General features: G+C 68.5%; 23 protein-coding genes. 13 read left to right on the top strand and 10 right to left on the bottom strand.

Annotated elements, in window-relative coordinates; all coding sequences use genetic code 11:
* Positions 1-35: 35 nt before the first annotated feature.
* Entirely contained in the window at positions 36-680 is a 645-nt protein-coding gene (locus tag ACGFH6_RS06895; protein WP_393383030.1) for a hypothetical protein, read from the top strand.
* A gap of 64 nt (positions 681-744) precedes the next feature.
* On the opposite strand, the gene ACGFH6_RS06900 is transcribed toward ACGFH6_RS06895, so the two are convergent.
* The 3 genes from ACGFH6_RS06900 to ACGFH6_RS06910 form a co-directional block, all read right to left on the bottom strand.
* Positions 745-2,130 (bottom strand): sensor histidine kinase, encoded by a 1,386-nt coding sequence (locus tag ACGFH6_RS06900; protein ID WP_393381201.1) that lies wholly within the window; start codon positions 2,128-2,130, stop codon positions 745-747.
* Positions 2,130-3,779 carry an FAD-dependent oxidoreductase gene (locus ACGFH6_RS06905; protein WP_393381203.1) on the bottom strand — a complete coding sequence of 550 codons (1,650 nt, stop codon included), beginning with the start codon at positions 3,777-3,779 and terminating at the stop codon, positions 2,130-2,132. The genes ACGFH6_RS06900 and ACGFH6_RS06905 overlap by 1 nt, the downstream gene beginning before the upstream one ends.
* A 98-nt stretch (positions 3,780-3,877) precedes the next feature.
* The gene (locus ACGFH6_RS06910; RefSeq protein ID WP_131364248.1) at positions 3,878-4,636 is read right to left on the bottom strand and encodes a FadR/GntR family transcriptional regulator; all 759 of its coding nucleotides are present in this window, start codon (positions 4,634-4,636) and stop codon (positions 3,878-3,880) included.
* A gap of 189 nt (positions 4,637-4,825) precedes the next feature.
* Here ACGFH6_RS06910 and ACGFH6_RS06915 point away from each other — a divergent pair, with 189 nt between their 5' ends.
* Genes ACGFH6_RS06915 through ACGFH6_RS06955 form a run of 9 tightly spaced genes read left to right on the top strand, consistent with a single transcriptional unit; the run spans position 4,826 to position 14,464 of the window.
* Positions 4,826-6,349 carry an ABC transporter substrate-binding protein gene (locus tag ACGFH6_RS06915; protein ID WP_393381205.1) on the top strand — a complete coding sequence of 508 codons (1,524 nt, stop codon included), beginning with the start codon at positions 4,826-4,828 and terminating at the stop codon, positions 6,347-6,349.
* A gap of 5 nt (positions 6,350-6,354) precedes the next feature.
* Positions 6,355-7,305, top strand: a complete 951-nt coding sequence (locus ACGFH6_RS06920; RefSeq protein WP_393381207.1) for an ABC transporter permease — start codon at positions 6,355-6,357, stop codon at positions 7,303-7,305.
* Entirely contained in the window at positions 7,302-8,120 is an 819-nt protein-coding gene (locus ACGFH6_RS06925) for an ABC transporter permease (protein WP_393381209.1), read from the top strand. Before ACGFH6_RS06920 ends, ACGFH6_RS06925 begins: the two co-directional genes overlap by 4 nt.
* Positions 8,117-9,103, top strand: a complete 987-nt coding sequence (locus ACGFH6_RS06930) for an ABC transporter ATP-binding protein (protein WP_393381211.1) — start codon at positions 8,117-8,119, stop codon at positions 9,101-9,103. The genes ACGFH6_RS06925 and ACGFH6_RS06930 overlap by 4 nt, the downstream gene beginning before the upstream one ends.
* Positions 9,096-9,953 carry an ATP-binding cassette domain-containing protein gene (locus ACGFH6_RS06935; RefSeq protein WP_393381213.1) on the top strand — a complete coding sequence of 286 codons (858 nt, stop codon included), beginning with the start codon at positions 9,096-9,098 and terminating at the stop codon, positions 9,951-9,953. The genes ACGFH6_RS06930 and ACGFH6_RS06935 overlap by 8 nt, the downstream gene beginning before the upstream one ends.
* On the top strand, positions 9,950-11,392 hold the full coding sequence (locus ACGFH6_RS06940) for an aldehyde dehydrogenase family protein (protein WP_393381215.1): 1,443 nt from the start codon (positions 9,950-9,952) through the stop codon (positions 11,390-11,392). The genes ACGFH6_RS06935 and ACGFH6_RS06940 overlap by 4 nt, the downstream gene beginning before the upstream one ends.
* Positions 11,393-11,407: 15 nt before the next feature.
* Positions 11,408-12,184: an SDR family NAD(P)-dependent oxidoreductase gene (locus tag ACGFH6_RS06945; protein ID WP_393381217.1), complete on the top strand. Its 777-nt coding sequence runs from the start codon at positions 11,408-11,410 to the stop codon at positions 12,182-12,184.
* Positions 12,185-12,193: 9 nt separating this feature from the next.
* On the top strand, positions 12,194-13,570 hold the full coding sequence (locus ACGFH6_RS06950) for an amidase (RefSeq protein WP_393381218.1): 1,377 nt from the start codon (positions 12,194-12,196) through the stop codon (positions 13,568-13,570).
* Between the two features lie 12 nt (positions 13,571-13,582).
* On the top strand, positions 13,583-14,464 hold the full coding sequence (locus ACGFH6_RS06955; RefSeq protein WP_393381220.1) for a nuclear transport factor 2 family protein: 882 nt from the start codon (positions 13,583-13,585) through the stop codon (positions 14,462-14,464).
* On the opposite strand, the gene ACGFH6_RS06960 is transcribed toward ACGFH6_RS06955, so the two are convergent.
* Positions 14,465-15,250, bottom strand: a complete 786-nt coding sequence (locus ACGFH6_RS06960; RefSeq protein WP_393381222.1) for a L,D-transpeptidase family protein — start codon at positions 15,248-15,250, stop codon at positions 14,465-14,467.
* 75 nt (positions 15,251-15,325) lie between these two features.
* On the bottom strand, positions 15,326-15,898 hold the full coding sequence (locus ACGFH6_RS06965; protein ID WP_393381223.1) for a GNAT family N-acetyltransferase: 573 nt from the start codon (positions 15,896-15,898) through the stop codon (positions 15,326-15,328).
* 58 nt (positions 15,899-15,956) lie between these two features.
* On the opposite strand from ACGFH6_RS06965, the gene ACGFH6_RS06970 reads away from it, so the two are divergent.
* Both ACGFH6_RS06970 and ACGFH6_RS06975 read left to right on the top strand, forming a co-directional pair.
* Entirely contained in the window at positions 15,957-18,929 is a 2,973-nt protein-coding gene (locus ACGFH6_RS06970) for a BTAD domain-containing putative transcriptional regulator (RefSeq protein ID WP_393381225.1), read from the top strand.
* A 35-nt stretch (positions 18,930-18,964) separates the two neighbouring features.
* Entirely contained in the window at positions 18,965-19,786 is an 822-nt protein-coding gene (locus ACGFH6_RS06975) for an alpha/beta fold hydrolase (RefSeq protein WP_393381227.1), read from the top strand.
* Positions 19,787-19,791: 5 nt separating this feature from the next.
* Here ACGFH6_RS06975 and ACGFH6_RS06980 read toward each other — a convergent pair whose 3' ends face one another.
* On the bottom strand, positions 19,792-20,208 hold the full coding sequence (locus ACGFH6_RS06980; protein ID WP_393381229.1) for a hypothetical protein: 417 nt from the start codon (positions 20,206-20,208) through the stop codon (positions 19,792-19,794).
* Between the two features lie 108 nt (positions 20,209-20,316).
* On the opposite strand from ACGFH6_RS06980, the gene ACGFH6_RS06985 reads away from it, so the two are divergent.
* Entirely contained in the window at positions 20,317-21,204 is an 888-nt protein-coding gene (locus ACGFH6_RS06985) for a LysR family transcriptional regulator (protein ID WP_393381230.1), read from the top strand.
* Positions 21,205-21,450: 246 nt separating this feature from the next.
* Here ACGFH6_RS06985 and ACGFH6_RS06990 read toward each other — a convergent pair whose 3' ends face one another.
* From ACGFH6_RS06990 to ACGFH6_RS07005, 4 genes are all read right to left on the bottom strand, one after another.
* Positions 21,451-22,425, bottom strand: coding sequence for an aldo/keto reductase (locus tag ACGFH6_RS06990; RefSeq protein ID WP_393381232.1), 975 nt, complete (start codon positions 22,423-22,425; stop codon positions 21,451-21,453).
* A gap of 75 nt (positions 22,426-22,500) precedes the next feature.
* Complete coding sequence (locus ACGFH6_RS06995) at positions 22,501-23,469, bottom strand: BadF/BadG/BcrA/BcrD ATPase family protein (protein WP_393381233.1); 969 nt, start codon at positions 23,467-23,469, stop codon at positions 22,501-22,503.
* Positions 23,466-24,767 (bottom strand): glycoside hydrolase, encoded by a 1,302-nt coding sequence (locus ACGFH6_RS07000; RefSeq protein WP_393381235.1) that lies wholly within the window; start codon positions 24,765-24,767, stop codon positions 23,466-23,468. The genes ACGFH6_RS06995 and ACGFH6_RS07000 overlap by 4 nt, the downstream gene beginning before the upstream one ends.
* A gap of 3 nt (positions 24,768-24,770) precedes the next feature.
* On the bottom strand, positions 24,771-25,550 hold the full coding sequence (locus ACGFH6_RS07005) for a 6-phosphogluconolactonase (protein ID WP_393381237.1): 780 nt from the start codon (positions 25,548-25,550) through the stop codon (positions 24,771-24,773).

Here is a 25,550-nt window from a genome sequence, read left to right on the forward strand (position 1 = left end):
CGGAGCTCGATCTACGACGTGTGCACGTCACCAGGGTGTCCGGGCTGGGCCGCTCCGGCTCGACGCTGTGTCAGCATGCGGCGCGTCCGCCGGTCGGCGAGTCGGTCGAGCAGGACGGCGTACTGCTGACTCACGGTGCCCGAGCCGTCGTGGAGGCCGTCCGCGCAACCAGTTACCCGGTTGCGGTGTCGGTGGTGGATCAAGCGCTGCGACGCCGCGTCGCCACGGCCGAAGAGTTGGCGGCCGCCTTGAGCCTCTTCGAGAGCCGACCCGGCAACAACACAGCCATTCGCGCGGTTCTGTTCGCAGACGGCCGGTCGGAGTCAGTCGGCGAATCGCGGCTGCGGGTCATGCTCGCTGACCTGGGCTTGCCGGTGCCGACGTTGCAGGCCGAGATCCGCGATGAACACGGTGCTCTGGTGGCGCGGGTCGATTTCTTGCTGGCGGAGTGTGGTGTTGTCATCGAATTCGACGGCGCCATCAAGTACGGCGACGGCACCCCGGACTCCCTGATCGCGGAGAAGGTCCGAGAAGACCGTCTCCGGGATCTCGGCTACCAGGTCGTCCGGGTCAGCTGGCCGGACCTCGCCCGCCCGCTCGATCTCCTGGCCCGCATCCGCCGGGCGATTGGGCGAGCGCAGCCGGGGTCGATAGCGGGTTATGTCACCGATGGCTTGTAGTTGTCCCGCCATCGGCCAAACAACCCGCCAGCGACCCGGCTGGGCAGCCCGGCGGGCAGCAGGGTCAGCTGGGGATGGGTTGGTGGGGGAGGCGGACCTGGACTGTGGTTTGGCCTGGGTGGGAGGTGATGGTGATGGTGCCGCCGTGGTGTTCGGTGATGATGCGTTGGGCGATGTCCAGGCCTAGGCCGGTGCCTTTGCCGACGTCCTTGGTGGTGTAGAAGGGCTCGAACGCGCGCGCGACAACCTCGGGTGGCATGCCGGGGCCGGTGTCGGTGAACTCGACCACGATCCGGTCTCCGTCTGTTCGGGTCGTGATCCGGAGCGTCCCGGTGCCGTCCATCGCGTCGACCGCGTTGTCGATCAGGTTGGTCCAGACCTGGTTCAGCTCGCCCGCGAACGCATCGATCCGTGGAACGTCAGCGCCGTACGCCCGGATCACCTCGGTGCCGTCGCGGAGTTTGTGGCCGAGCATGACCAGCGTGCTCTCGATGCCCTCCGTCACGTCGATGGTCTGGATCGACCCACGGTCCATCTGCGAGTACGACCGGACCGCGGCGACGAGTTCGGTGATGCGCCGCGTCGACTCCTTCACTTCGCCGAGCAGAGTCGTCGCAGCAAGCGTGCTCCCGACCCACTCCAACCCAGGCTCCAGAGCATCACCCAGTACGTCGGCCGCGCGCTCGCACCACTCGACATCGGCCCCCGCGGCAGCCAGTGGCGGTGCGATCAACCAGTCCCGTTCGACCTCGTGATCGGCCAGCCAGTCCGAGATGGTGTTCTCGTTGTCGGCCAGGTCGACCGGATCAAGGATCGCGGCCCGAGAGCCGAGCTCCAAGCGCAACGAATCCAGCCGGCCGAACTGATCCTCACTCACTTTCCCCGCGAGACCGCGCAGTGACGACAGCAAGGAAGAGCAAGCCGTGTCGAGAGCGCTGACCGACCGTGAGGCCGCCGCGGCCGGATTGTTGATCTCGTGCGCCAGCCCGGCGGCGAGCGTCCCGAGCGTGATCAGCGCATCCCGCTGCCGAGCTGTCGACTCGATCGCCCGCGCGGTCCCGTAGACACCCTTGATCAGGTGCCCGCCGAGCGGGAACCACACGTCGATCCGCTCCCGCAGGACGTCTGTGGGCACCCGCAGCACCCGCCCCTCGGCGATGCCGCGGCCGCTGGCCAGATAGACGCCGTGGTCGTCCCAGGCGCGGAATCCACCGGCCCATCGACCGGGGACGTCCATCTTGCCCATCACGGTGTCCTCGCGACCGATCTTGCGGTGCAACGCGATCGCACCGTCGACGAGCACCCACCAGAAGTCCGCCGGCTCACCTTCGTGGAACAGGTCGGCACCGGGCTCGATCGGCACCGTGGTACTGCCGTCGATCAGCTCGCCGAGTTGAGCATCGGTCAGTCCCGCGAAGAGGGCGATGCCGCGCAGATCGTCGACGTTCATCAGACTGTCGCCAGGTAGCGGTGGACCAGGTAGACCGACATCGCGCCCTCGCCGACGGCCGACGCGACCCGTTTCATCGAGTCGAGCCGTACGTCGCCCGCCGCGAAGACACCCGGCACGCTGGTCTCCAGCGCGTACGGCGGTCGGGGGAGTTGCCAGCGATCCTGCCCGATCAGCTCCGGACCGGTCATCACGAAGCCTTTGTCGTCGCGGAGCACCGATTGTCCGAGCCACTCGGTCCGCGGCGAGGCGCCGACGAACACGAACAGCCAGCCCGCCTGCACCTCCTCGACCCGGCCGGAGGCGCGGTCCGCCAGCGTCAGCCCTTCGAGATGGCCGTCGCCCCGGCAGCCCACCACCTCCGTGCGGCAGCGGATCTCGATGTTCGTGACCTTCGCGATCTTGTCGATCAGGTACCGCGACATCGAGCTCTCCAACGCCTCCCCACGCACCAGCAGCACGACCCGCTTGGCGTAGCGCGCGAGGTTCAGTGCCGCCTGACCCGCCGAATTCGCCGCGCCGACGATGTACACGTCCTCGTCCTGGCACTGAGTGGCCTCGCTCGCAGTCGCTCCGTAGAACACACCACGCCCGGTGAAGTCGGCGAGACCGTCGACATCCAGGCTCCGGTACGAGACGCCGGTCGCGACGATCAGCGCGCGGGCCTCGATCTCGCCGGATCCCTCCAGCAGTACGGCGTGCACCGGGCCGCGCGACTCGACTCCGACGACCGATCGGGCCAGCACCATCTCGGCGCCGAAGCGGGACGCCTGGGCGACGGCCCGCTGCGCCAGGTCGGATCCGGTCAGCCCGCGCGGGAATCCGAGGTAGTTCTCGATCGCCGCGCTCAGGCCGGCCTGACCGCCGGGTGCCTCCCGCTCGACGATCACGGTGCTCAGCCCTTCGGACGCCGCGTACACGGCGGCCGCCAGTCCGGCGGGTCCACCTCCGACGATGCAGACGTCGTACAGCGGCTGCTCGGCCCGGGTCCGCAGGCCGAGGGCGGACGCGAGGTCGACCGCGGATGGTGTGCGGAGCGTGTCTCCGTCGGGGACGAGCACGAGCGGCAGGTCGGCGTCCGCCGCGCCGGCGAGGTCCTGCAGCCGTAGAGCCTCGGCATCGCGATCGACGTCGTACCAGCTGTAGGGAACGTGGTTGCGGGCCAGAAAGGTCTTGATGTCGTGCGCGCGATCCGACCAGCGGTGCCCGACGACGCGTACGTCGGACGTGTGCTCGCGGTTGGCGTGGCGCCAGTCGCCGAGCAGGTCGTCGATCACCGGGAACAGTTGGTCCTCGGGCGGGTCCCACGGCTTCAGCAGGTAGTAGTCCAGGCCGATGTCGTTGATCGCCCTGATCGCGACCTCGGTGTCGGCGTACGCCGTGAGGAGCAGGTACTTCGCGGTCGGCGCCTGCTCGCGGGCCTGCTCGAGCAACTCGATGCCGGTCATCCCGGGCATCCGCTGGTCGGTGGCGATCATCGCGATCGGCTGGTTACGCAAGGCGAGCTTGGTCAGGGCCGCGAGCGCCTGGTTGCCCGACGTCGCCCTGACCACGAGGTAGTCGTCGCCGTACCGCCGGCGCAGGTCACGAGAGATGGCTGCCGAAACCATCGGGTCGTCGTCGACGGTGAGAATCGCAGGTTTGGTCACGCGTGCCCCCCAGCAGTGGATCGATCCCGTGGTGCCCCCCAGTGGACCGATTCCGCCAGGATGCCACGAGATTCCCTGACGTGGCAGAAAAAGTTGCCTCAGTCCTCGATCAGGGCGCGCAGCGTTTCCCGTTCGGGTTCGGGCACGTACCCGGCGTAGTAGTCGTACATGTTCTGCCGGGCGATCCGCGCCGCCGCGTGGCCGTCACCCGCGCGGATCGCCTCCACCACCTCGGCGTGATGCTGCAGCGACTCGAGCATCAGGGCCCGGCTGTTCGAGGCGTGGGCGATCTTGTCCGAGATCAGGCTCAGTACGACGCCGCGGACGACCTCGTTGCAGGTCTGGATCAGCGAGTTGCGGCTGACCTGGGCGATCACGTCGTGGAAGGCGAGATCCGCCTCGCTGAACGCCGCGAAGTCGACGTCGATGGCGGCCCGCATCGCCACCAGCGTCTCCTCGATGTCGGCGAGTTGCTCCGGAGTCCGCAGGCGGGACGTGACCTGGATCGCGGCCCCGTCCATGATCATCCGGAATCCGATCAGCTCCGCCAGGGTCAGCTCGTCGACGCGGGCGAGCCGGACCATCTGCTTGCGCAGCGCCGACTGGGAGAAGGGCAGGATCTCCGGCCCGTTCGGATCGCCGGGCCGCGACCGTACGACGCCGTTGCTCTCCAGGACCCGCAGGGCCTCGCGCACGGTGGAGCGGCTGACCGCGAACTGCGCCACCAGTTCGCGCTCACTCGGCAGGCGCTGTCCCGGCGCGAGATCACCGCGGGCGAGCGCGTCCTCGACCTGTTCGACGATCCGCTGGTAGGCGCGCACCGGTTGCACAGGCTGGAACTGCGGACCCTTGGTCATCCGGTGCACCCCAATCGCCTTGACAGACCCTTGTGATCCGACAAACCTAGTGGCCCACTGATACCTAGTCCACTGGTCAGACCAGTCACAGCTGGACGGCGAAGTCCGCCGTACCGCGTGGCCGCGGTCGCGCGAGCGGACCGGGATCGTCAGAATGCGGCGACAGCTCGAGGCACTGGAGGAGTTCGCGTGAAGTCCCCTTTCATCAAGATGGCGCTGCCCACCCGTGCGGTCGCGTTCGCCGCCGCGGCGATCCTGGCCGTGAGCGCCTGCTCAGCCGGATCCAGTACGTCGTCCGGTAGCTCACCCGGCGGCGACCAGTCGCTGTCGATCGGTCTGGTCGCCGAGCCGGCCAGCCTCGACTTCACCACCACCGACGGCGCGGCGATCCCGCAGGCGCTGCTCGGCAACGTGTACGAGAGCCTGGTCAAGCAGGACGACTCCGGCAAGATCGTGCCGTCGCTGGCGAAGTCGTGGACGGTGTCGCCGGACCGCAAGACCTACACGTTCGACCTGGTCGACAACGCGAAGTTCACCAACGACAAGCCGTTCACCGCGTCCGACGCCGTGTTCAGCATCAACCGGGTCAAGACCGCGTGGACCACCTCGCTGAAGGCGGCGATGGACGTCGTGTCCGGGGTGAAGGCGTTGTCGCCGACGCAGCTCCAGGTGACGTTGAGCAAGCCGAGCAACGACTGGCTGTTCCGGATGACGACCCGGATCGGCGCGATGTTCTCGGAGAGCGGCGTCAGTGCGCTGGCCACCCAGCCGATCGGCACCGGGCCCTACAAGTTCTCCAAGTGGAACCGCGGCGACTCGATCGTGCTCGACCGCAACGACGGTTACTGGGGGACCAAGCCGTTCTTCAACCAGATCACGCTGAAGTACTTCAAGGATCCGACCGCGCTGAACAACGCGCTGCTCACCGGCACGATCAACGTGATCGGCACGGTGCAGGCCCCGGAGGCGCTCAGCCAGTTCACCAGCAACGACAAGTACCAGGTGATCGAGGGCACCACGAACGGCGAGGTGCTGCTGTCGTTCAACAACTCGCGGCCGGTGTTCAAGGACATCCGGACCCGGCAGGCGATCCGGATGGCGGTCGACCACAAGGCCTTGCTGGACACGTGTTTCGCCGGTCGCGGCAAGCTGATCGGCAGCATGGTCCCGCCGACCGACCCGTGGTACGAGGACCTCACGAGCATCGCGCCGTTCGACCTGGCCAAGGCGAAGTCGATGCTGCAGGCATCCGGTGCGGCCGGCAAGACGCTGCTGCTCCGGCTGCCGACGTTGCCGTACGCAACGTCCTGCGGCCAGGTGGTGAAGAGTCAGCTGGAGCAGGCCGGGCTGAAGGTCCGGATCGATCCGCAGGAGTTCCCGGCGGCGTGGCTGAACACGGTCTTCAAGAATGCCGACTACGACATGTCGATCATCGCGCACGTCGAGCCGCGGGATCTCGGTGCCGTGTTCAACCCGACGTACTACACCCGGTACGACGACCCGACGCTGCAGCAGTACCTGGCCGCGGCGGACTCCGGTGACGAGGCCGCGCAGGTCGACAACATGAAGAAGGCGGCGCGGCGGCTGTCCGAGCAGGCCGCCGGCGACTGGCTGTTCCTGCTGCCGAACCTGATCGTCGCGGACAAGGACATCAAGGGCCTGCCGCAGAACGCGATCACCGAGAACTTCGACCTGTCGAAGCTGGCGAGGTGACCTGAGTGATCCTCCGCCTGATCGAGCGCACCGGTGTGCTCTTGGTCAGCCTTGCGGTGAGCTCGGTGCTGGTCTTCGCGTTCATGGCCGTGCTGCCGGGCGACCCGGCCCGGGTCGCCCTCGGCGTCAACGCCTCCGAGCAGGCTGTCGCCGAGTTGCGCCGGCAGTTCGGCCTCGACCGGCCGCTCACCACGCAGTACGTCGACTGGCTCGGCGGACTGCTGCACGGTGACCTCGGGACGTCGTACGTGTCGAAGGCGGAGATCGGTCCGCAGGTGTTCGACCGGTTGCAGGTGACGCTGTTGCTGGTCGTGGCCGGCATGATCATCGCGCTGTTGATCGCGGTCCCGGCCGGGACGCTGATGGCGGCGCGGCACCGGAAGATCTCCGGCCTGGCACTGTCCGCGGTTTCGCAGATCGGCGTCGCCGTACCGGCGTTCCTCGCGGGCATCCTGCTGATCATGCTGTTCGCGGTGAAGCTCGGCTGGCTGCCGGCGAACGGCTGGACGCCGCCGGCCCAGGACCCGGCCATGTTCCTGAAACAGTTGATCCTGCCGGCCTTGGCACTCGGGCTGGTGCAGGGCGCCGTGCTGACGCGGTACGTCCGCAGCGCGGTGCTCGACGTCCTGCGGGAGGACTACCTGCGGACCGCGCGGGCCAAGGGGCTGCGGCCGTTCCAGGCGTTGTGGCGGCACGGTCTGCGCAACGCGGCCGTGCCGGTCGTGACGGTCCTCGGGTTGCAACTGGCGACGCTGCTGATCGGTGCTGTCGTGGTGGAGCGGGTGTTCGTGATCCCGGGCCTCGGCAGTCTCCTGCTGGACGGGGTGTCGAACCGCGATCTACTGCTCGTCCAGGACGTGGTGATGGTGCTCGTCATCGCCGTACTGCTGGTCAACTTCCTGGTCGATCTGCTGTACGTCGCCCTGGATCCGCGGCTGCGAGTGGGGTCGCGATGAGGCGGCTGAACCCGAGTCTGGTCGCCGGCGGCGTGATCGTCGGCGTCATCGTGCTGATGGCGCTCGTGTCGTTCGTCTGGACGCCGTACGACGCGACGTTCGTCGACCCGTCGATCCGGTTGGCGAAGCCGTCGTGGGACCACTGGTTCGGGACCGACAAGTTCGGGCGGGACGTGCTGAGCCAGATCATGGTCGGCTCGCGCACCACGCTGTTCGTCGGCGTGGTCGCGGTGGGCGTGGCCGCGGTGATCGGCGTACCGCTGGGGATTCTCGCCGCCATGGTGCGGCGGTGGCCGAGCGAGTTCATCATGCGGGCCAACGATCTGGTGCTGGCGTTCCCGGCGTTGCTGCTGGCAATCATGTTCGGGGCTGTCTTCGGGGCGAGCACGCTGACGGCGATGATTGCCATCGGCATCGCTTCGGTGCCGTCGTTCGCGCGGGTGATCCGGAGTGGTGCGTTGCAGGTGATGCGGACCGAGTACGTGCTGGCCGCGCGGGCCGCGGGACGGCAGCCTTGGCCGATCGCGGTGCGGCATGTGCTGCCGAACGTGACGAGTCTGATCACGGTGCAGGCGTCGGTGTCGTTCGCGATCGCTGTGCTGGCCGAGGCCGCGCTGTCGTTCCTCGGATTCGGTACGCCGCCGCCGACTCCGTCGTGGGGGCGGATGCTGCAGGAGAGTCAGGAGTTCCTGTTCAGTGCGCCGCGGCTGGCGATCTTCCCGGGGGTGGCGATCGCGATCGCCGTACTCGGGTTCAACCTGCTGGGCGACGGGTTGCGGGACCGGTTCGATCCGAAGCTGGAGGACCGGCGATGAACGACGTACTCACCGTGCAGGGGCTGACCGTGACGGTCTGGGACAAGACTCTGGTCTCCGATGTGGATCTCACCGTGGGGCCGGGGGAGCGGGTGGGGCTGATCGGCGAGTCGGGCTCTGGAAAGTCGCTGACCGCCTTGAGCGTGCTCGGTCTGCTGCCCGAGGACGTGGTCGCCTCCGGGTCGGTGCGGCTGACCGGAGTCGACCACGACCTGATCGGCGCGGACGAACGCCGGATGTCCAGGGTCCGTGGCCGCGAACTCGCCATGGTCTTCCAGGAACCGATGACCGCGCTCAACCCGACTATGCGCATCGGCGACCAGATCGCCGAAGCGATGCTGATCCACCGGACGCGGCCCGGTCGCGGCGCCGCCCGAGCCGCTGCCCTCGAACTCCTGGAGCGAGTTCAGCTCCCGGCTGACCTGATGCGGGCCTACCCACACCAGCTGTCTGGTGGCCAACGACAACGAATCGTCCTGGCCCTTGCCCTGGCCAACGATCCGGCTCTGCTGATCTGCGACGAACCGACGACCGCACTGGACGTCACCGTGCAGGCACTTGTCCTGGATCTCATCGTCAAGGGCGTCGTCGCTCGCTCGTCGGCGTTGCTGTTCATCACCCACGACCTCGCCGTCGTCGCCACCGTCTGCGAACGCGTGCTGGTCATGTACGGCGGCCGCGTCGTCGAATCCGGCCCGGTCGGCGAGGTCTTCACCAACCCTCGCCACCGCTACACCCAGGGCCTCCTCGCCGCCTCGGATCTGGACACCGCCGACCGCCGCCTCCCCACCATCCGCGGCAACGTTCCAGCTGCCGGCCAGTTCCCCACCGGCTGCGTCTTCCGCACCCGCTGCCCTCACGCCACCGACATCTGCGCCAGTACGCCGGACTGGACCGGGCCCATCGCGGACGGCTTCGCCTGCCACCATCCGGCCGAGCCTGTGTCGAGCCCCCGACTCCCCGCGGGAGGCGCGCATGCCTGAACACGTGCCCGAGCCGGCGCCCGCTATCCAGGTGGTCGATGTTGTCCGCAACTATCCCCGTCCACGCACGTCCTTGTTGCGTCCGGCACCGGTCGTGCAGGCACTCCGGGGCGTCAGCCTGGATGTCAAGCAGGGCGAGCGATTCGGCATCGTCGGCGAATCCGGCTGCGGCAAGTCCACCCTGCTCCGCATCATCGCCGCCCTCGACCAGCCCACCTCAGGTCGTGTCGTTGTCGAAGGCACCGACATCACCCGTCTCCCGGAACGCCGGCTGCGGTTCCTCCGCGAGAACCTCCAACTCGTCTTCCAGGACCCGATGAGCTCGCTCGACCCGCGGATGCGGGTCCGCGACATCATCGCCGAACCACTCGTCGTCCAAGGACATCCGGCCTCCGGAGAACGCGTTCGCGAACTGCTGGAGGCGGTCGGCTTGTCCGCGGATGCGGGTGACCGCTACCCGCATCAGTTCTCCGGCGGCCAACGTCAGCGCATCTCGATCGCGCGGGCCCTCGCGCCGCGGCCTCGGATCCTGATCGCCGACGAACCGGTGAGCGCTCTCGACGTCTCGGTCCGCGCGCAGGTGCTCAACCTCATCTCGGACCTGGTCGACGAACTCGACCTCACCCTCGTGTTCGTCTCCCACGACCTGTCCGTGGTCAAGCACGTCTGCGATCGCGTCGCTGTGATGCATGCCGGCCAGATCGTCGAGACCGGCTACACGGGCGACGTGTACGCCGCCCCTCAGCACGCCTACACCCAGCGCCTCGTCTCGGCCATCCCGACCCTCCAGCGGGCGCTCTCCGGTGCAACCACGTCCGACCTGCTCGCGCCGAAGGGAGAACCAGCGTGAAACTGCCAGCCGGCCTGCCGATCGGTGAGACCTGGATCGAGGCTCCGTCCACCGCCCCGGTGATCTTCCCGTACGACGGTTCCACCGTCGCCGACGCGCCAGTGGGGAACGTCGAACTGGCCCGCCAAGCCCTCGAACACGCCCTCGGCGTCCGCGAGACCGTCGGCCGGCTGCCGTCGTACCTGCGCCGGAGAGTCTTGCAGAGCGTGCATTCCGCGGTCCTGGCCGAGCGCGACGCCTTCGTTGACCTGCTCATCCTGGAGACCGGGAAGCCGCTGGTCGACTGCCGGGTCGAGATCGATCGGACGCTGCTGACGTTGGAGACGTCGGCCGAGGAAGTCGCTCGGTTGCATGGGGAGACCGTGCCGCTGGATCTGCTGCCGAGTGGGGACGGGCTGGTCGGGTTCTGGGTCCGGAAGCCGATCGGGGTGGTCGTCGGGATCACCGGGTTCAACTATCCCTTGTTGCTGGCGGCCCACAAGATCGCTCCCGCGTTCGCTGCCGGCTGCCCGATCATCGTCAAGCCGGCGCCGCAGACTCCACTCGCGACGTTGTGGCTCGTGCATCTCATGCGCTCCGCGCTGCTCGAGGCGGGCGCGCCGGAGAGCGCGGTGCAACTGGTCACCGGGGGAGCGGACGTTGGCGCGACGCTCACCACAGACAGCCGGGTCGGTGCTGTCTCCTTCACAGGTTCGGCCGCGGTCGGTCATCAGATCGCGCGTGATGCCGCGCCGACCAAGGTGCTCCTTGAACTCGGGTCCAACTCGGCACTCGTAGTCGCCGCCGACGCTGACCTGGATGCGGCCGCCGACGCCATCATCCGCGGCGGCTACTACGCGTCCGGCCAAGCCTGCATCTCGGTCCAACGCGTCATCGCCGTCGACTCCGTCCACACCGCCCTCCTCGACAAGCTCAACGCCCGCCTCCCCTCGGTCGTGGTCGGCGACCCCCGCGACCCCAACACTCGCGTCTCCGCCCTCATCGACCCCAAGTCCACCGACCGCGTCCGCACCTGGATCGCCCAATCTCTCACCGCAGGCGCCGCCGTCGCCTACCCGAGCGCCGACGCCACCACCGCGGCTCTCGGTCCGACGGTGTTGACGGATGTGCCGGCTGGGCAGCTGGCTTGGGACGAGGAGATCTTCGGGCCGGTGATCGCCGTACGGTCGGTGCCCGATCTCGACACCGCCTTCCGGACGGTGAACGACTCGCGCTACGGGCTGCATGCAAGCGTCTTCACGTCCTCGCTCGACACCGCATTCACAGCGATCGACCGGCTCGACGTCGGCGGCGTGGTGATCAACGAGGTGCCCGGCTTCCGCTCCGACGTGATGCCGTACGGCGGGGTGAAGGACTCCGGCATTGGTCGCGAGGGACCGCGCTTCGCGATCGAGGAACTGACCACGACCCGGATGGCCATCATCCGCCCGCGCCCCTGAGAGGTGAACCCGCCCGTGACCGACTATGCGAACCTCTTCCGTCTGGACGGCAAGCACGTCCTCGTCATCGGCAGCGGGAGTGGGATCGGCAGGGAGAGTGCACTCGCTCTCGCCGCCCACGGCGCCCGCGTCACCTGCGCCGACCGCGACCTCCCCGCCGCCGAACAAACCGTGGCCCAAGGCAACAGTTCCCAGCTCGTGGCCTACGAGCTGGACGTGCTGGACGACGACGCGATCACGCGGGCGGTCGCCGAGCTCGGGAACGTCGACGTGCTGGTCTTCACCGCGGCGACCAACGTCCGCAAGCGGATCCTCGACTACACCGGTGAGGAGTTCGACCGCGTCGTGGCGCTGAACCTGCGGGCGTCGTTCCAGCTTCTGCGTGCCTTCGGCAAGCAGATGGCGGAGCGGGGGAGCGGCAGCATCATCGGGTTCAGTTCGATCCGCGGTACGACGGTCGAGCCGGGCCAATCGGTGTACGCGGCAACCAAGGCCGGCCTCGTCCAGCTGCTGAGGACCGCGGCGGCCGAGCTCGGCCCACGCGGCGTACGGGTGAATGCGATCGCTCCCGGCGTCGTCGAGACACCGCTCACCGCCCAGATCAAGGCGAACCAGGCCTGGTACGACGCCTACGCGCAGAAGGGAGCGCTCGGCCGCTGGGCCGGGCCGGAGGAACTCGCCGGCGCGGTCGTCTACCTCGCCTCCGACGCCGCCAGCTTCGTCACCGGCAGCGTCCTGGCCGTGGACGGCGGCTGGACCGCAGTCGATGGCCGCTTCGACCCGCCGAACTGAGGAGCACGTATGACTCTCGCTGACCTGACTGCCACCGAACTGGTGTCGAAGTACCGCGAAGGTGCGCTCTCACCGGTCGAGGTGATCGAGGACGTGCTCGCACGGGTCGAGGAGCTCGAGCCACGGATCTGCGCGACGTACGCGCTCGACCCGGACGGCGCCCGCGCCGCGGCACAGGAGTCCGAGGGCCGCTGGCGTGACGGCACTGCCGGACCGCTGGACGGCGTACCGGTCACCGTCAAGGAGAACATCGCCACCCGCGGCACCCCGGTTCCGCAAGGCACGGCGGCGACCGAGCTGATCCCGGCCACGGAAGACGCACCGGCGGCAGCACGCCTGCGGGCGGCGGGGGCGGTCATCTTCAGCAAGACGACGATGCCGGAGTACGGGATGCTCTCGTCCGGCGTCTCCACCTTCCATCACCTGACCCGCAACCCGTGGGACGTGTCGAGGACGGCCGGCGGTTCGAGCGCCGGCGCCGCGGCGGCCGCGGCGGCGGGCTACGGTCCGATCCACATCGGCACCGACATCGGCGGATCGATCCGCTTGCCCGCCGGCTGGTGCGGCGTCGTCGGCCTCAAGCCCACGCACGGCCGGATCGCGGTCGGCAACCCGTACCCCGGCCGGGCGATCGGCCCGCTGACACGTACGGCGCGAGACGCGGCGCTGGCGTTGTCCGTCATGTCCGGGTACGACCCGCGCGACCACACATCGTTCCCCTCGACCCCGGAGAGCTCCACAGAGAGCGCTCTCTCCGACGGCCTTCGCGTCGCGCTCCTGCTGGATGCCGGTCTCGGACTGCCCGTCGACCCCGAGGTCATCGCAGCGGTCTCGGCGGCGGCCGCCGTACTCGAGAAGGCCGGCGCCACCGTCGAACCGATCGGCCCGATCATCACCCGCGAGATGCTCGACGGCCTGGACCGCTTCTGGCGGGTCCGCTCGGCGGCGGACATCGCCGCCCTGCCCGAGGATCGTCGCGCCAAGGTCCTCCCGCAGATCCGCTCCTGGGTGTCCACGGCGGGCGAACTATCCGGCTTCGACGTCTTCCACGGGTACAGCCAGATGGGTGCGATGGCGGCCGCGGTCACCGCGGTCTTCACGTCGTACGACGTCATCTTGTCGCCGGTGGCTCCGATCACGGCCTTTCCGGCCGAGCTGGCGTACCCGACCGACGATCCGGCGAAGCCGTTCGAACACATCGCCTTCACGGTTCCGTACAACATGTCAGCGCACCCGGCGACCACAGTGAACGTCGGCTGGTCGGCCGCGGGTCTGCCGATCGGTGCGCAGCTCGCCGTACCGCATCATCAGGATCTGACTGCGCTCGGACTGGCCGGATACCTCGACAGCCAGCAGACCGAGCGGCGAAACTGGCCTGTGGAGTGAGGTCTGGGTCTGATGGACGGCTACAGCGGAGCGAGAACCGGCGCCGACGCACAGCAGCGCGGGCTGGTCTCGCACTGCTACCGGATGCTCGCCTCCATCACCGAGGCCGTCGAGATCGCCGAGTCCGCGCGGGGGTCGTACGAACGCGCCACCCGCGAGTGCCTGACCCGAGCGGGTAGCCGCCCGCTCCCCACCGACCTCGCCGCCGCGAGCGACGACCCGGCAGGCGAGCTGCACCAACGCTCCGAAGTCCTCTGGCTCGAACCCATCCCGAGCGACCTCGCCGACGACCACCCGATCGACCTCGGCTACATCGCCGCGCTCCAGCACCTCCCCGCCCGCCAACGAGCGGCCGCGCTGCTGCACAACCTGGAAGGCTGGCCGCTCAGCCAGGTCACCGACCTGCTCGGCCCGGTCGAGCTCCCGCGGCTCCACGCTCCGATGTCGTCGGTGACCGACGACGCTCTGCTGGCTCGCTACCGCGAGGCGTTCGAGCAGTACGACGTACCTGCGATCGTCACGTTCTTCGCGGACGACGCGGTCTGGGAGATGCCGCCGTTCACCTCATGGTTCCGCGGTCCGCGCAACATCGGCCGCCTCATCTCCACCCACTGCCCGGCGAAGGGGCCTGGCGACCAGTTGATGGTCCCGATCCAGGCCAACCACCAACCCGCCTTCGCCGTCTACATGCGAGACCCGAACGACAACGTCCACCGAGCCTTCCAGATCCAGGTCCTGGCCCTCACCGCGGCCGGTATCGTCCACGCCGTCGCCTTCTTCGACCTGACCCTCTTCCAGTCCTTCCACCTCCCCGAACTCCTCACCGGCCTCCCCCCGAACCTCTACGACGGCACCCCCCGCCCCCACGTCGAACGCCTCCCGAGGCACTCCTAGCTAGTACTCGCCGTAGACCTGGACCTTGGTGCCGATGGGGGTTTCTTGGAAGATCTGGTGGATTTCGGGGCGGAGGACTCGGACGCAGCGGTGGCTGGCGGGGTAGGGCTTGACCAGGGAGTTGACGCGGGAGCCGTGCAGGGCGATGCCGGGGCGGTCGCGGAGGAAGTAGAGGGAGTCGTACATGTACGCGTCGTCGTACAGGCTGCTCTCGTGCGCGCCGGCCCATTTGCGCCAGACCTTGCCGGTGCGGTTCGGGGTCTCGTAGCCGGGGCCGCCGGTCGACACCCAGACGATCCGCTTGTAGGTCTTCCCGACGATCTGGTACAGGACCTGGCAGGTCTTGTTGACATAGATGCCGGGGGCACGCGTCGGCACCGGGGCCTTGGTTGCGTTGAGCACCGAGTACGCGTCGGTCAGGTTGAGCCCGGCGCGGTTGACCGGCAGCCCGTGGGTCTCACGCCACGCGCACAGTGCTTGCTTGGCGCGCGCGGTGATGTCGCCGTCGACGTCGCCCACCGGGTACCCGAGCTTGTCGAGCTGCTTCTCCACCCGCAGCGCGTAGTACTGCGGCTTCTGCTTCACCTTCTTCGGCTTCGGCGTGGGCTTGACCGTCGGCGTCGGAGTCGGTGTGGCGGAAGGCGTCGTGCTCGGCGTACTGGACGTACTGGTGGCGGAGGACGGCGTGTCGGACGGGCTGGTTTCGCTCGCGGCCACGTCGGAACACCCGACGAGTACGAACGTCAGAACGACCGCACCGGCCACCAGACCACGTCGACGCGACATGATTCCCCTCTCCCTCAGCACTGTTCAGAGTCGCAGAACCACGCCGCTCGAAGCGGCAACGCAACGCCGGAAACGCTAATACGCCGAGGGTCCGCCGACCGGACGGTCCGCCGGGGCCGTCACCGAACTGTTGTCGACCACCGGTCCCGGGTCGTCCCGCAACCTGCTGTACAAGTACCCGTCCTGGTACTTTCCAGCCCTGAACTCGCACGCGCGGATCACGCCCTCGAGCCGGAAACCCGCCTTTTCCAAGGACTTCTGCTCAGCCACGTTCTCCGGATGCGTCGCCGCTTGGATGCGCATCACCGGCGTGTGGAAGAACAGGTAGTCGGTCAGGATCGCCTGCGCTCGCCATCCGATCCCACGACCGCGGTGCTCGGGCAACAAAGCGATCCCGATCTCCCAGTACTTCGTCCTGCCCTCGAACGACCCCGATCGCCAGCTCACCAACCCGGCGGTCTCGTCGTCCGCGCGGACCATCAGCCGCCCGTCGTCCGTGCCGAGGAATCCGTCCTCGGCGTACCGCCGTGCCGACGCCTGCGCGTCGCGGAACCCGGTCCAGTCGAGCCCGATCAGCCACGGCTCCACCGCGAATCGCCGGAACAGGTCAAGATCGCCTTCATCCACAGGCCGCAGCTCGATCCGCATGCTGACAGCCTAGTGTCCCGATAGCGCCAAGCCACATCGCTTACGGGACACTAGGCCGATGGAGTTCCGCATCCTCGGTCCGCTCGAGATCGTCGTCGACGGTCGCCCGGTCCCGACGCCTGCGCCGCGGCTCTGCACGCTCCTCACCACCTTGCTGCTGCGGCCGCATCGGGTCGTCCCGGTCGGCGAGCTGATCGACCGGCTGTGGGCCGACGAGACCCTGCCCGCGAACCCGACCTCCTCGATCCACACCTACGTACGCCGGTTGCGCGCCATCGTCGGCGCGGACGTCCTGCAGACCCGTCCCGGCGGGTACCTGCTGGACGCCGAGGCCGCCGATCTCGTTGCCTTCCGCTCCTATCTCGCGAAGGCCGCCGAGGAGCCGGCCCGGACGGTCGAGCACCTCCAGCGAGCGCTGGACCAGTGGCGGGGTGATCCGCTCGCGGTCGAGCACCACTACGCCGTCGGACTCGTCGAGGAGCGGCTGACCGCGCTCGAGCAGTACTACGACGCGCGATTGGCGCAGGGCGACCACACCGATCTGCTGCCCGAGCTGCGGGCGTCGAGCGCCAGGGAGCCGCTGCGCGAACGGTTCAGCGCGCAGCTGATGATCGCGCTCTACCGCTGCGGACGGCAGGCCGAGGCGTTGGCGGCGTACGACGAGATCGCGGCCCGGCTCGTGGACCAGTTCGGCCTCGACCCGGGCGACGAGCTGCGCGAACTCCGGCAGTCGATCCTGACTTCGACCCTCGATGCGCCGTCGCCTCCATCGGAGGCGCCGGGGGAGTGGAGCCGGCAGAACCAGCTCCCGCTCGACATCCGCAGCCTCGTCGGCCGCGACGACCTCGTCGACGAGGTCGTGAAGCTCGCGGCTCAGACCAGCGGCGTTCCGATCGTCGTACTGACCGGCACCCCAGGCGTCGGCAAGACCGCGCTCGCGGTCCGGGTCGCGCATCAGTTGGCGTCGTCCTTCACCGACGGGTTGTGGTTCGTGCGGTTGCGTGGGGCGTCGGATCAGCCGCGCCGGCCGGACGACGTACTCGTCGACTTGCTGCGATCCTCCGGCGACGATCCGAGGGCGATTCCTGACGATCTCGACGCTCGCGCCGCGGCGTTCCGCGCCCGTCTCGCCGGCCGCCGCGTCCTCCTCGTCCTCGACGACGCCCGCGACGCCACTCAGGTTCGCCCGCTGCTGCCCGGTACGCCGGGCAGCGCAGTACTCATCACCAGTCGCAGTACGCTCGGCGGCCTGGTCGCCCTCGAAGGCGCGACCAGCCTCAGCGTCGCCACGTTGGCGCCCGACGACGGCGCGTCCCTCGTCACCTCGCTCCTCGGCCGTCCCGACGCTGACGCCGCCGACGACGATCTGCAGGACGCGGTTGCCGAACTCGTCTCGATGTGCGCCGGTCTGCCGCTCGCCCTCCGCATCGCGGGCGCCGTCGCGACCCACGGATCCGTGCCCGGCCTCGTCTCCCGCATGCGTGCCGCCGGCACACTCTCGCTCCTCACCATCGACGATGACACCGCGGTCAGCGCCGCGTTCACCACGTCGTACGACCTCTTGGACCCCGCCATCCAACGCGGTTTCCGTCTCCTGTCGCTCTTCCCCGGTCCCGAATTCGGCGAAGGCGCCGCCGAAGCCCTCATCGGTCCCCAGTACGCCGTCGTCCTGACCCGCCTGGAATCCGCCGGCCTGCTCCAGCCGGTCGGTCGCCGCCGCTACGTCATGCACGACCTCGTCAAGGAGTACGGCGTCCACCTGGCGACTCCGGAGCTCGAGGCCTGGAACGCCTTGTGTGCTTGGTACATCGGGACGGCAGACTTCGCGGTGCACGTGTTGTCACCGGCTGCGGTCCGGTTGCCGGTCACGTCGTACCAGCGGGTGCCGGTCGACGATCCGACGGACTGGCTCGAGTCCGAGCTCGTGAACATCGAGGCCGTCGCCACGCGCGCTCTCGTCGTGGGGCCGTCCGACACGGCCTGGCTGCTCGCCGACATCCTGCGGCCGTATGTCTACCAGCACAGCCTGACCGACCTGTGGCGCAAGCTGGTCGAGCTCGGCGTCACGTCCGCGCCGCAAGCCCCACTGGCTCGTGGCGCGATGGAGCACGCCCTCGGAGTGCTGGCGCGGATCACCGGCGACGCCGAGAGCGCGACCGTGCACGGTGAGAAGGCGATCGAGCTGTACCGATCGGGTGGGTTCGTCCTCGGCGAGGCGGCGTTGCTGTGCAACCTCGGTCTCGCCTCCAACGATCAGGGCCAGTTGCGGAAGTCCGCGGAACTGCTCGCGGCCGGGATCGAGCTGTTCCGTTCCATCGGTGAGGTCGATCGCCTGCCGACAGCGTTGCTGAATCAGTCCCTCAACTATCTGCATCTCGGGCGGTTCCGGGACACCATCGAGTGCGCGACCGAGTGCCTGGCCCTGACCGCGGCCGGCGACTCCCCGGTGGTGCGGGTCAACCGGGCGGCGGCGTACCTCGATCTCGGCAGGTACGACGAAGCGGCGGCCGACCTGGCCTCGCCGCCGCACGGCAGCCGCCTGGACCTGATCGCGTGGAAGCTCCAGCTGGCCGAGTTCCACCGGCGGCTGCACGACCACGCGACGGCGCTCCAGCACGCGTCGGACGCGCTCGGGGACAGCCTCGAGGTCTCCTCCAACTACCACGAATGCTTCAGCCGGCTCGTGATCGGCGAGATCCACCTGCACGACGCCGACTACGCGGCGGCCCGCTCGTCCTTCGAACAGGTCGACACCGCGGCCGGCAAGTCGGGCTACGGCACGATCCTCGCCGACGTCCACTACTGGCTGGCCGAATGCACCTTCCGCGAGGGACGTACGGCGCTCGCCCACGAACTGGCCTCCGCGGCTCTCATCGAACTCGAGGCCGTCGAGTACTGCGTCGGCACCTACCACGCCCACGATCTGCTCGCTCGCTGCGATACCGCTCTGGGCCGGGACGACGAGGCCGCCATCCACGCTGCGGCCGCGACGCGAATCCGCGAGGAGACCGGCTATCTCCCTGGCTGGTGAATTTCGAACTACTCTCGTGACGAGGGGAGGGGCGTATGGCTGGGCAGACGGTGAGCGCGCCGGACGGTCGAAAGCTCGAGGTGTGCGTGTGGGGTGATCCCGAGGGTGCTCCGGTGTTCTGGCTGCACGGGACACCGGGGAGCCGGTTTCTTCGGCATCCTGGCGACAGCTATCTGGATCATCGGCTTCGCGTCGTGACCTACGATCGGCCGGGCTACGGGCTGTCCACGCGGGTGCCGGGTCGCCGGGCTGCTGACGTGGCGGACGACGTACGTGCGATTGCGGATGCTCTTGACCTGGACCTGTTCGGGGTCGCGGGGGTGTCCGGTGGCGGGCCGGGCGCGTTGGCAGCGACTGCTCTGCTCCCGGATCGAGTGATGCGGTGTGGCGTTGTTGCCGGGCCTGCACCGTTCTCAGCCGACGGGCTCGACTTCGCTGCGGGCATGGCCGAGGACGAGTGGCGGGAATGGCAGCTGGCCGTCGACGGAGCCGCTGCGCTCGAACCCAGATGGCGCGACTTCCGGGCCTGGCTGGAGGTTGGCGTGCCAGGCGTACCGGCCGACTACCGCTCGATCGTGCTGGAAGCGTCGTACGAAGCCGGACGGCAAGGCTCGGCGGGGTACATCGACGACTCTCTGAGCATGGTCGACGAGTGGGGGTTCGCCCTCGAGGACGTGCGGGCCTCGACACAGGTCATGGTCGCGCGCGACGACACCACGGTCCCCGTCGCGCACGGGGAGTGGCTCGTACGCCGGTTGCCCGCCGCCGAACTGATCAAGGTCGACGGCGGCCACCTCGGTCCTCGTCACGAGCCGGAGCTGCGACTGCTCGGGTGGGTCGGCCACGGGACCCCGTAGCTGTTCTACAGCCCGAGGTCGCGGAGGAACTCCGGCTTGTACGCCTGCACCACGACGTACCGGGGATCCGGCACCTCCATACCCTTGTTCTTCGCGGCGTCAGTGGCCGCGTCGTGCTCGCCGACCGGGACGCTCGGATCGGTCCAGTCCTGCTCGGCCGGATTCCACCGCGTCACCGTGTACTCGGCGATGAGGTTGTCGTGGGCAACGAGATCCTTGGCGGCCCGCTCGGCCTCCTGGGCGTCCTCGAGCGTGTGCGTGTACAGCAGCATCCGGTTCCCGTCACGAGTCACCGTCACCTGACTGCCGAGCCGCTTCCGCGCGTCGTCGTCCAGATTGTGCGCCCGGAACCGCTCCCACAACGTCAACCCGTGCTCCTCGCTCCCGAGCACGACCTCAACCCGAAACTCCTCATCCGCCATAGACACACCCTAGCGACCCCGGCCCGGGCACCTCGATCCCACCTGCGCACTGTCCTGAGAGTTGGGACAGGTGAATCGCGTTGGTTCGATCGACTAGACTTCTGAGTCATGGAGCTGAGGCACTTGGAACACTTCGTGGCGGTGGCCGAGCAGAAGCACTTCACCCGCGCGGCCGAGGCGATGTCGATCTCGCAGTCCGGCCTGTCCGCCTCCATCCGTGCGCTCGAGCGCGAGCTTCGCGCTCCGCTCTTCCTCCGCAACACCCGCAGCGTCGAGCTCACCGAGGCCGGGCGTGCCCTCCTGTGCGAAGGCCGCCGTACGCTCGCCGCCGCCGAGGCCGCCAAGGACGCGGTCGCCGCGGTCCAGGGGCTGCTCCGCGGTCACCTGACCGTCGGGCTCGAGCAGTGCCTCGGGGTCGTCGACGTACCGGCTCTGCTGGCCAAGTTCCGCTCCGCGTACCCGGGCGTCGAGATCGAGGTCCGCCAGGGCGGCTCCACCCCGATGCTCGACGAACTCGCCTCCGGCCGGCTCGACATCGCGTTCGTCGCCACCGCCGGCGACCCGGTCGACGGCCTCGACCTCCGCCCGCTGTCGACCGAGTCGATGGTCCTCGTTTGCGCCCCCGACCACCGGCTGGCTCCGGCGACCGCGGTGTCCCTGGACGATCTGGTGGGGGAGTCGTTCGTCGACTTCGACCCGACCTGGGGAGCCCGCGCCATCTCCGATCGCGCCTTCGCCAGCGCGGGCGTCGCGCACCCGGTGACCATCGAGGTGAACGACGTACACACGCTCCTCGCCCTGGTCGCCCACAACCTCGGGGTAGCCCTGGTCCCCGAACGCATCGCCGCCAAACGAGGCGACCACATCACCGTCCCCCTCACTCCCGGCAGCGCCGCCGACTGGCAAGTCTCAGTAGCCATGCCCACCAGCCCCGCCGCCTCCCTCGCCGCCGACGCCCTGATAGGCATGCTCCCCACCACAGCCGTCCACAACTAACCGCCCACGCCGTACGCCCGGTCCTCCGCCCCACCCCGCCACCCCGGCTCCCCGCTGGTGGGCCGACCCACGGGACTGTGGGTTGGCCAGTCGCCTGCCGTGGGTGAACCCACAATCTGCTGGGTCAACCCATCAGACCTCGTCCGCGGACGGCCGCCGTACCTGGAGTACGGCGGCCGACTGTTGCGGTGGGTCTGCCCACCAGAGGCAGGTGGGTCTGCCCACGAGAGGCAGGCCGGGTGCGGGTTACCAGGCGTAGTCTTCCGGGGCGGTCTTGTAGCCCGGGAAGATTTCGTCGAGGCGGGCCAGGGCCTTCTCGTCGAGTTTGACGTCGACGGCGCGTACGGCGGACTCGAGCTGCTCCATCGTGCGCGGTCCGACGATCGGGCCGGTGACGGCGGGCTGGTGCAGCAGCCACGCGAGTGCGACCTCGCCCGGCTCGTGGCCGAGCTCGTCGGCGAAGGCCTCGTACTGCTCGATCTGCGGCCGCAGCCTCTCCAGGGTCTCCTTGGCGCGACCCTCGAGACGACGTACGCCCTCGTTCTCCTTGCGGATGACGCCGCCGAGCAGACCGCCCTGCAGCGGCGACCACGGGATCACGCCGAGGCCGTACTCCTGCGCCGCCGGCAGCACCTCGCGCTCGACGTCACGCACGAGCAGGTTGTAGATCGACTGCTCGCTGACCAGGCCGACGTAGTTGCGCCGCGCCGCCGCTTCCTGAGCCTGCGCGATGTGCCATCCCGCGAAGTTGGAGGACCCGGCGTACAGGATCTTGCCCTGCTGGATGGCGACCTCGATCGCCTGCCAGATCTCGTCCCACGGGGTGTTCCGGTCCACGTGGTGGAACTGGTACAGATCCACGTAGTCGGTCTGCAGCCGCTTCAGCGACGCGTCCAGCGCCCGCCGGATGTTCAGCGCCGACAGCTTCCCCTCGTTGGGCCACCCGTCGCCCATGTCTCCGTAGACCTTGGTCGCCAGCACCGTCTTGTGCCGGTTCCCCGGGTCCTTGGCGAACCACTCACCGATGATCTCTTCGGTCCGCCCCGGGTAGATCGCCCGCCCGTACCCGTTGGCGGTGTCGAAGAAGTTGATCCCCTTCTCGTGCGCCGCGTCCATGATCGCGTGCGCATCCGCCACCTCGGTGTGAGGCCCGAAGTTCATGGTCCCCAACACGATTCGACTGACGTTCAGTCCCGTACGTCCAAGCTGAGTAAAGTCCATGCCTCCACCCTCCCGCGCGCCCGCTAAGACTTCCAACAAAAGAATCAGCTCAGTCCCATCACCAGAGCTTCTGAGTCACCCGTGGGCGCGCGTCGCCTCCGACAACCTGCTCCTCACCGCGTCGGTCGGCTGAGCCCCACCTTCAGCCAACGCGTCCAGAAGTGCGCCCACGAGCGCGGGGTCCTGCGTGTGCTGGAGGTCGAGGTTGAGCTCGCGACTCTCGCAGGTACGACGGAGCGCCGCGAACACGGGCGCGCCCGGCTCCCGGAGGAGGCCGCCGCCGGCAACGACAGTCACGGGCTCGTCGAGTCCGCAACTGCTGGCCAGGCTGACGATGTAGTCGGCGAGGCGCGACGCCTGCGTGTCCACCAGTTCCGCCACTACGGGATCGTCGTCGATCAGCGCCAGGACCGACGGAGCATGCGCCGCCAACGTCGCGAAGTTGAACGTGTTGTCCCGCTTGGTGGTCAGCTCGAGCATCTCCTCCGGCGTCGAGGCACCGAACAACGCAGGCAGTACGGCGGTGAGCTTCGTCGACTCGCCCAGCCCGAGCTCCGCCAGATACACAGCTCTCAGCGCCTCGCCGACCAGGCCGGCGCCGCCGAGCGGATGCTGCAGCCACCACGACAGCGCCCACTCTTTCACCGGACCTCTGCCCGCCAGCGCGGCGCCAGTACCCAGTACGACGGAGATCCCCTGCCCATCGAGCCGCCCGCACCGGATCAGGGCGAACCCGTCGTTCTTGATGCTGAGGTCACTGAAGCGTGGCTCTAGAGTCGCACTCCAGAATCGTTCGTCACCCGGCCAATCGACACCCGCCAACCGGAACGCCGCGTGCTTGATGTCGGATGCCCGGAGTCCTGCCGACTCGAGTACGTCGTCGACCAGGCCAAGGACGACAGCCTTCGCCGCCTCGGCCCCGGCCGGCGCGTAGATGTCGCCGACGCCGCCACGGGCCAGGCCGACGAGGTCACCATCGGCCGTCGTCAACCCCGCCCAGGTCTTGGTGTTCCCGGCATCGACAGCGAGAAAGACATCACTCACTGAAGAAGTCTTTCCGGCAGGTACGCCGCATGCGCCGCGGCCATCTCGTCGTACAGGTTCTCGGCTACGGACAGGTCGGGCACCAGCGGGTTCGCGACCAGTGCGCGGATCGCATCGGCCCGGGTGCCTTCCCAGGCAGCCTTGGCGGCCAGCATCTGGTAGTCGGCGAGTTGACGCGTGATGCCGCGGACGGCGAGTGGCAGCGGCTGCTGCGGCTCGATGTGGCAACCCTTGCGATCCACAGTGCAGTAGACCTCGACGACGGTCTCCGCGTCGAAGCCCGGCAGTGCATTGTCGACATTCGGAAGGTTGACGGGCAGCCGCGCACCCGTGTCGTTGTAGTAGGCACTCATCACGTCGATGGCCAGTTCGAGTTCGTGGATCCCGCCCCGCGACCGGGCCGGGTCGAGGTGGGGATGGCTGGACTCAGCCTGTTCGCGGTAGTGATCCCAGTACCCCGGAACCGCGTCCATGATCACTTCCGACCGGGTCCTCGGCGCGGCCTGCTGATCCCTGAACACCTCGTTCCGGAAGTAGTAGTAGTTGAAGTAGTCCGACGGAATGGACCGCATGACCACGGCGAGGTGCAGTGCCCGCTTGGAGTTCGCATCCAGGGTCGGGTCGTCCTTGCGGCGTTCCCACGCCGCGTCGAGCAGCGGCATGACGTCTTCCCCGTCGTACAGGTGCTCGTAGCTCCAGCAGTTGTGGTTCACGCCGGCCATGGTGACCTTGGCTCGCTCGGGGTCGAGCCCGGCGGCCCTGAGCACGACGGGCGGGAACACGATCGGCCCCTCGCACATCGAGTAGATAGGTACGGTCGTGTGGTCGGCAACTGCCTGGGACACGATGTTCACGGGGTTGGTGTAGTTGAAGATCACCGCGTCCGGGGCAACTGCCTGCAGGTCGTCGGTGATGGTGCGCATGTCGTTGATCGAGCGCAGCGCCATGAAGAACCCACCAGGACCCTGCGTCTCCTGACCGATGACGCCGTGCTTGATCGGAATGCGTTCGTCGAGCGCGCGGGCGGCGAAGTTCCCGGGACGGTAGCTGGTCAGCACGGCGTCGACCTCGGCCAATCCAGCGCGCTGGTCTGTGGTCGCAGTGACGGTGATCCCGTCACCGCCTTCCGCCGCGAGCTTCTCGGCGATCCTGAGGACGGTCGCCAGACGCTCCGGGTCCTTGTCGATCAGCACGACCTCGGACCCCGCGAACTCGGGCCCGTGCCACAGGAACGAGGCCATGGTGCCGGCCGCTCTGGAGGATCCTCCGCCGATGTAGGCCATCTTGATTCGAGCCATGTCCTATGAGACCCCTTCTCGTTCTGACTGTGCGGCTTGTTCATCTGCGTAGATGCGGGCGTTGTGGCAGTCGTGCACGATGGTCGCCGGCCACTCCGGGTCGTAGCTGTCGGCCCGGCGGATCCGGTCGAAGGCGTACGCCTTGTTCGGTCCCCACAGGAGCATCACCACCGAGCGCGAGAGCGCCGCGAGTTCCGCGGTACCGATCGTGACGCCGTACGACGGGACGTCGTCGAGCGACCGCAGACTCGGGAAGGTGGACACGTTGTCCCTGCGGGTCGACTCCGGCAACTCGACGACGCGGGTGGGTGCGTTCCGCGGCGTACCCGGACCGTTCAGCGCGACGTGACCGTCACCCTGGCCGCTGGCCAGCAGGAACACGTCGATGCCACCTCCATCGATGAGTTCCTTCTCGAAGGCAGCGGGCTCGTTGGGGTCGGGGGCGATGAGACTGGTCGATCTCAGGCCGAGGTCGCCGAGAGGCTCCAGGAGATTTCGCCGGGCCCATCCGATGCAGCTGTGCGGGGTGAGCGGGGAGAGGAGCTTCCACTCTCCGGATTGTCCTGTGACGTACTCGTCCATCATCACGATCCGCAGATTGTCGACACGGACTCCGCCCTGATGCGCGAGTCGATCCAAGGCAGCAGCCACCGGAGTCGCACTGCGACCGGCCGGAAAGCCGACGACGTACCGATCCGTCGCAGCGAGGCCGTCGAGAATCTGCTGCGCGACAACCTCGCCGATCTCGGCGGCCGAGGGCATCACGGTGATAGGTGTCGCCAC

Origin of the sequence: Kribbella sp. NPDC049227 (assembly GCF_043197265.1) — a bacterium.
Classification (GTDB): Bacteria; Actinomycetota; Actinomycetes; order Propionibacteriales; family Kribbellaceae; genus Kribbella.

Excerpts from the sequence above, each read along its gene's own strand:
- ACGFH6_RS06910 (WP_131364248.1), bottom strand. The coding sequence starts at position 4,636 with ATGACCAAGGGTCCGCAGTTCCAGCCTGTGCAACCGGTGCGCGCCTAC.
- ACGFH6_RS06960 (WP_393381222.1), bottom strand. The coding sequence starts at position 15,250 with ATGTCGCGTCGACGTGGTCTGGTGGCCGGTGCGGTCGTTCTGACGTTC.
- ACGFH6_RS06970 (WP_393381225.1), top strand. The coding sequence starts at position 15,957 with ATGGAGTTCCGCATCCTCGGTCCGCTCGAGATCGTCGTCGACGGTCGC.
- ACGFH6_RS06925 (WP_393381209.1), top strand. The coding sequence starts at position 7,302 with ATGAGGCGGCTGAACCCGAGTCTGGTCGCCGGCGGCGTGATCGTCGGC.
- ACGFH6_RS06975 (WP_393381227.1), top strand. The coding sequence starts at position 18,965 with ATGGCTGGGCAGACGGTGAGCGCGCCGGACGGTCGAAAGCTCGAGGTG.
- ACGFH6_RS06930 (WP_393381211.1), top strand. The coding sequence starts at position 8,117 with ATGAACGACGTACTCACCGTGCAGGGGCTGACCGTGACGGTCTGGGAC.
- ACGFH6_RS06990 (WP_393381232.1), bottom strand. The coding sequence starts at position 22,425 with ATGGACTTTACTCAGCTTGGACGTACGGGACTGAACGTCAGTCGAATC.
- ACGFH6_RS06955 (WP_393381220.1), top strand. The coding sequence starts at position 13,583 with ATGGACGGCTACAGCGGAGCGAGAACCGGCGCCGACGCACAGCAGCGC.
- ACGFH6_RS06965 (WP_393381223.1), bottom strand. The coding sequence starts at position 15,898 with ATGCGGATCGAGCTGCGGCCTGTGGATGAAGGCGATCTTGACCTGTTC.
- ACGFH6_RS06935 (WP_393381213.1), top strand. The coding sequence starts at position 9,096 with ATGCCTGAACACGTGCCCGAGCCGGCGCCCGCTATCCAGGTGGTCGAT.
- ACGFH6_RS06950 (WP_393381218.1), top strand. The coding sequence starts at position 12,194 with ATGACTCTCGCTGACCTGACTGCCACCGAACTGGTGTCGAAGTACCGC.
- ACGFH6_RS06900 (WP_393381201.1), bottom strand. The coding sequence starts at position 2,130 with ATGAACGTCGACGATCTGCGCGGCATCGCCCTCTTCGCGGGACTGACC.
- ACGFH6_RS06980 (WP_393381229.1), bottom strand. The coding sequence starts at position 20,208 with ATGGCGGATGAGGAGTTTCGGGTTGAGGTCGTGCTCGGGAGCGAGGAG.
- ACGFH6_RS06985 (WP_393381230.1), top strand. The coding sequence starts at position 20,317 with ATGGAGCTGAGGCACTTGGAACACTTCGTGGCGGTGGCCGAGCAGAAG.
- ACGFH6_RS07000 (WP_393381235.1), bottom strand. The coding sequence starts at position 24,767 with ATGGCTCGAATCAAGATGGCCTACATCGGCGGAGGATCCTCCAGAGCG.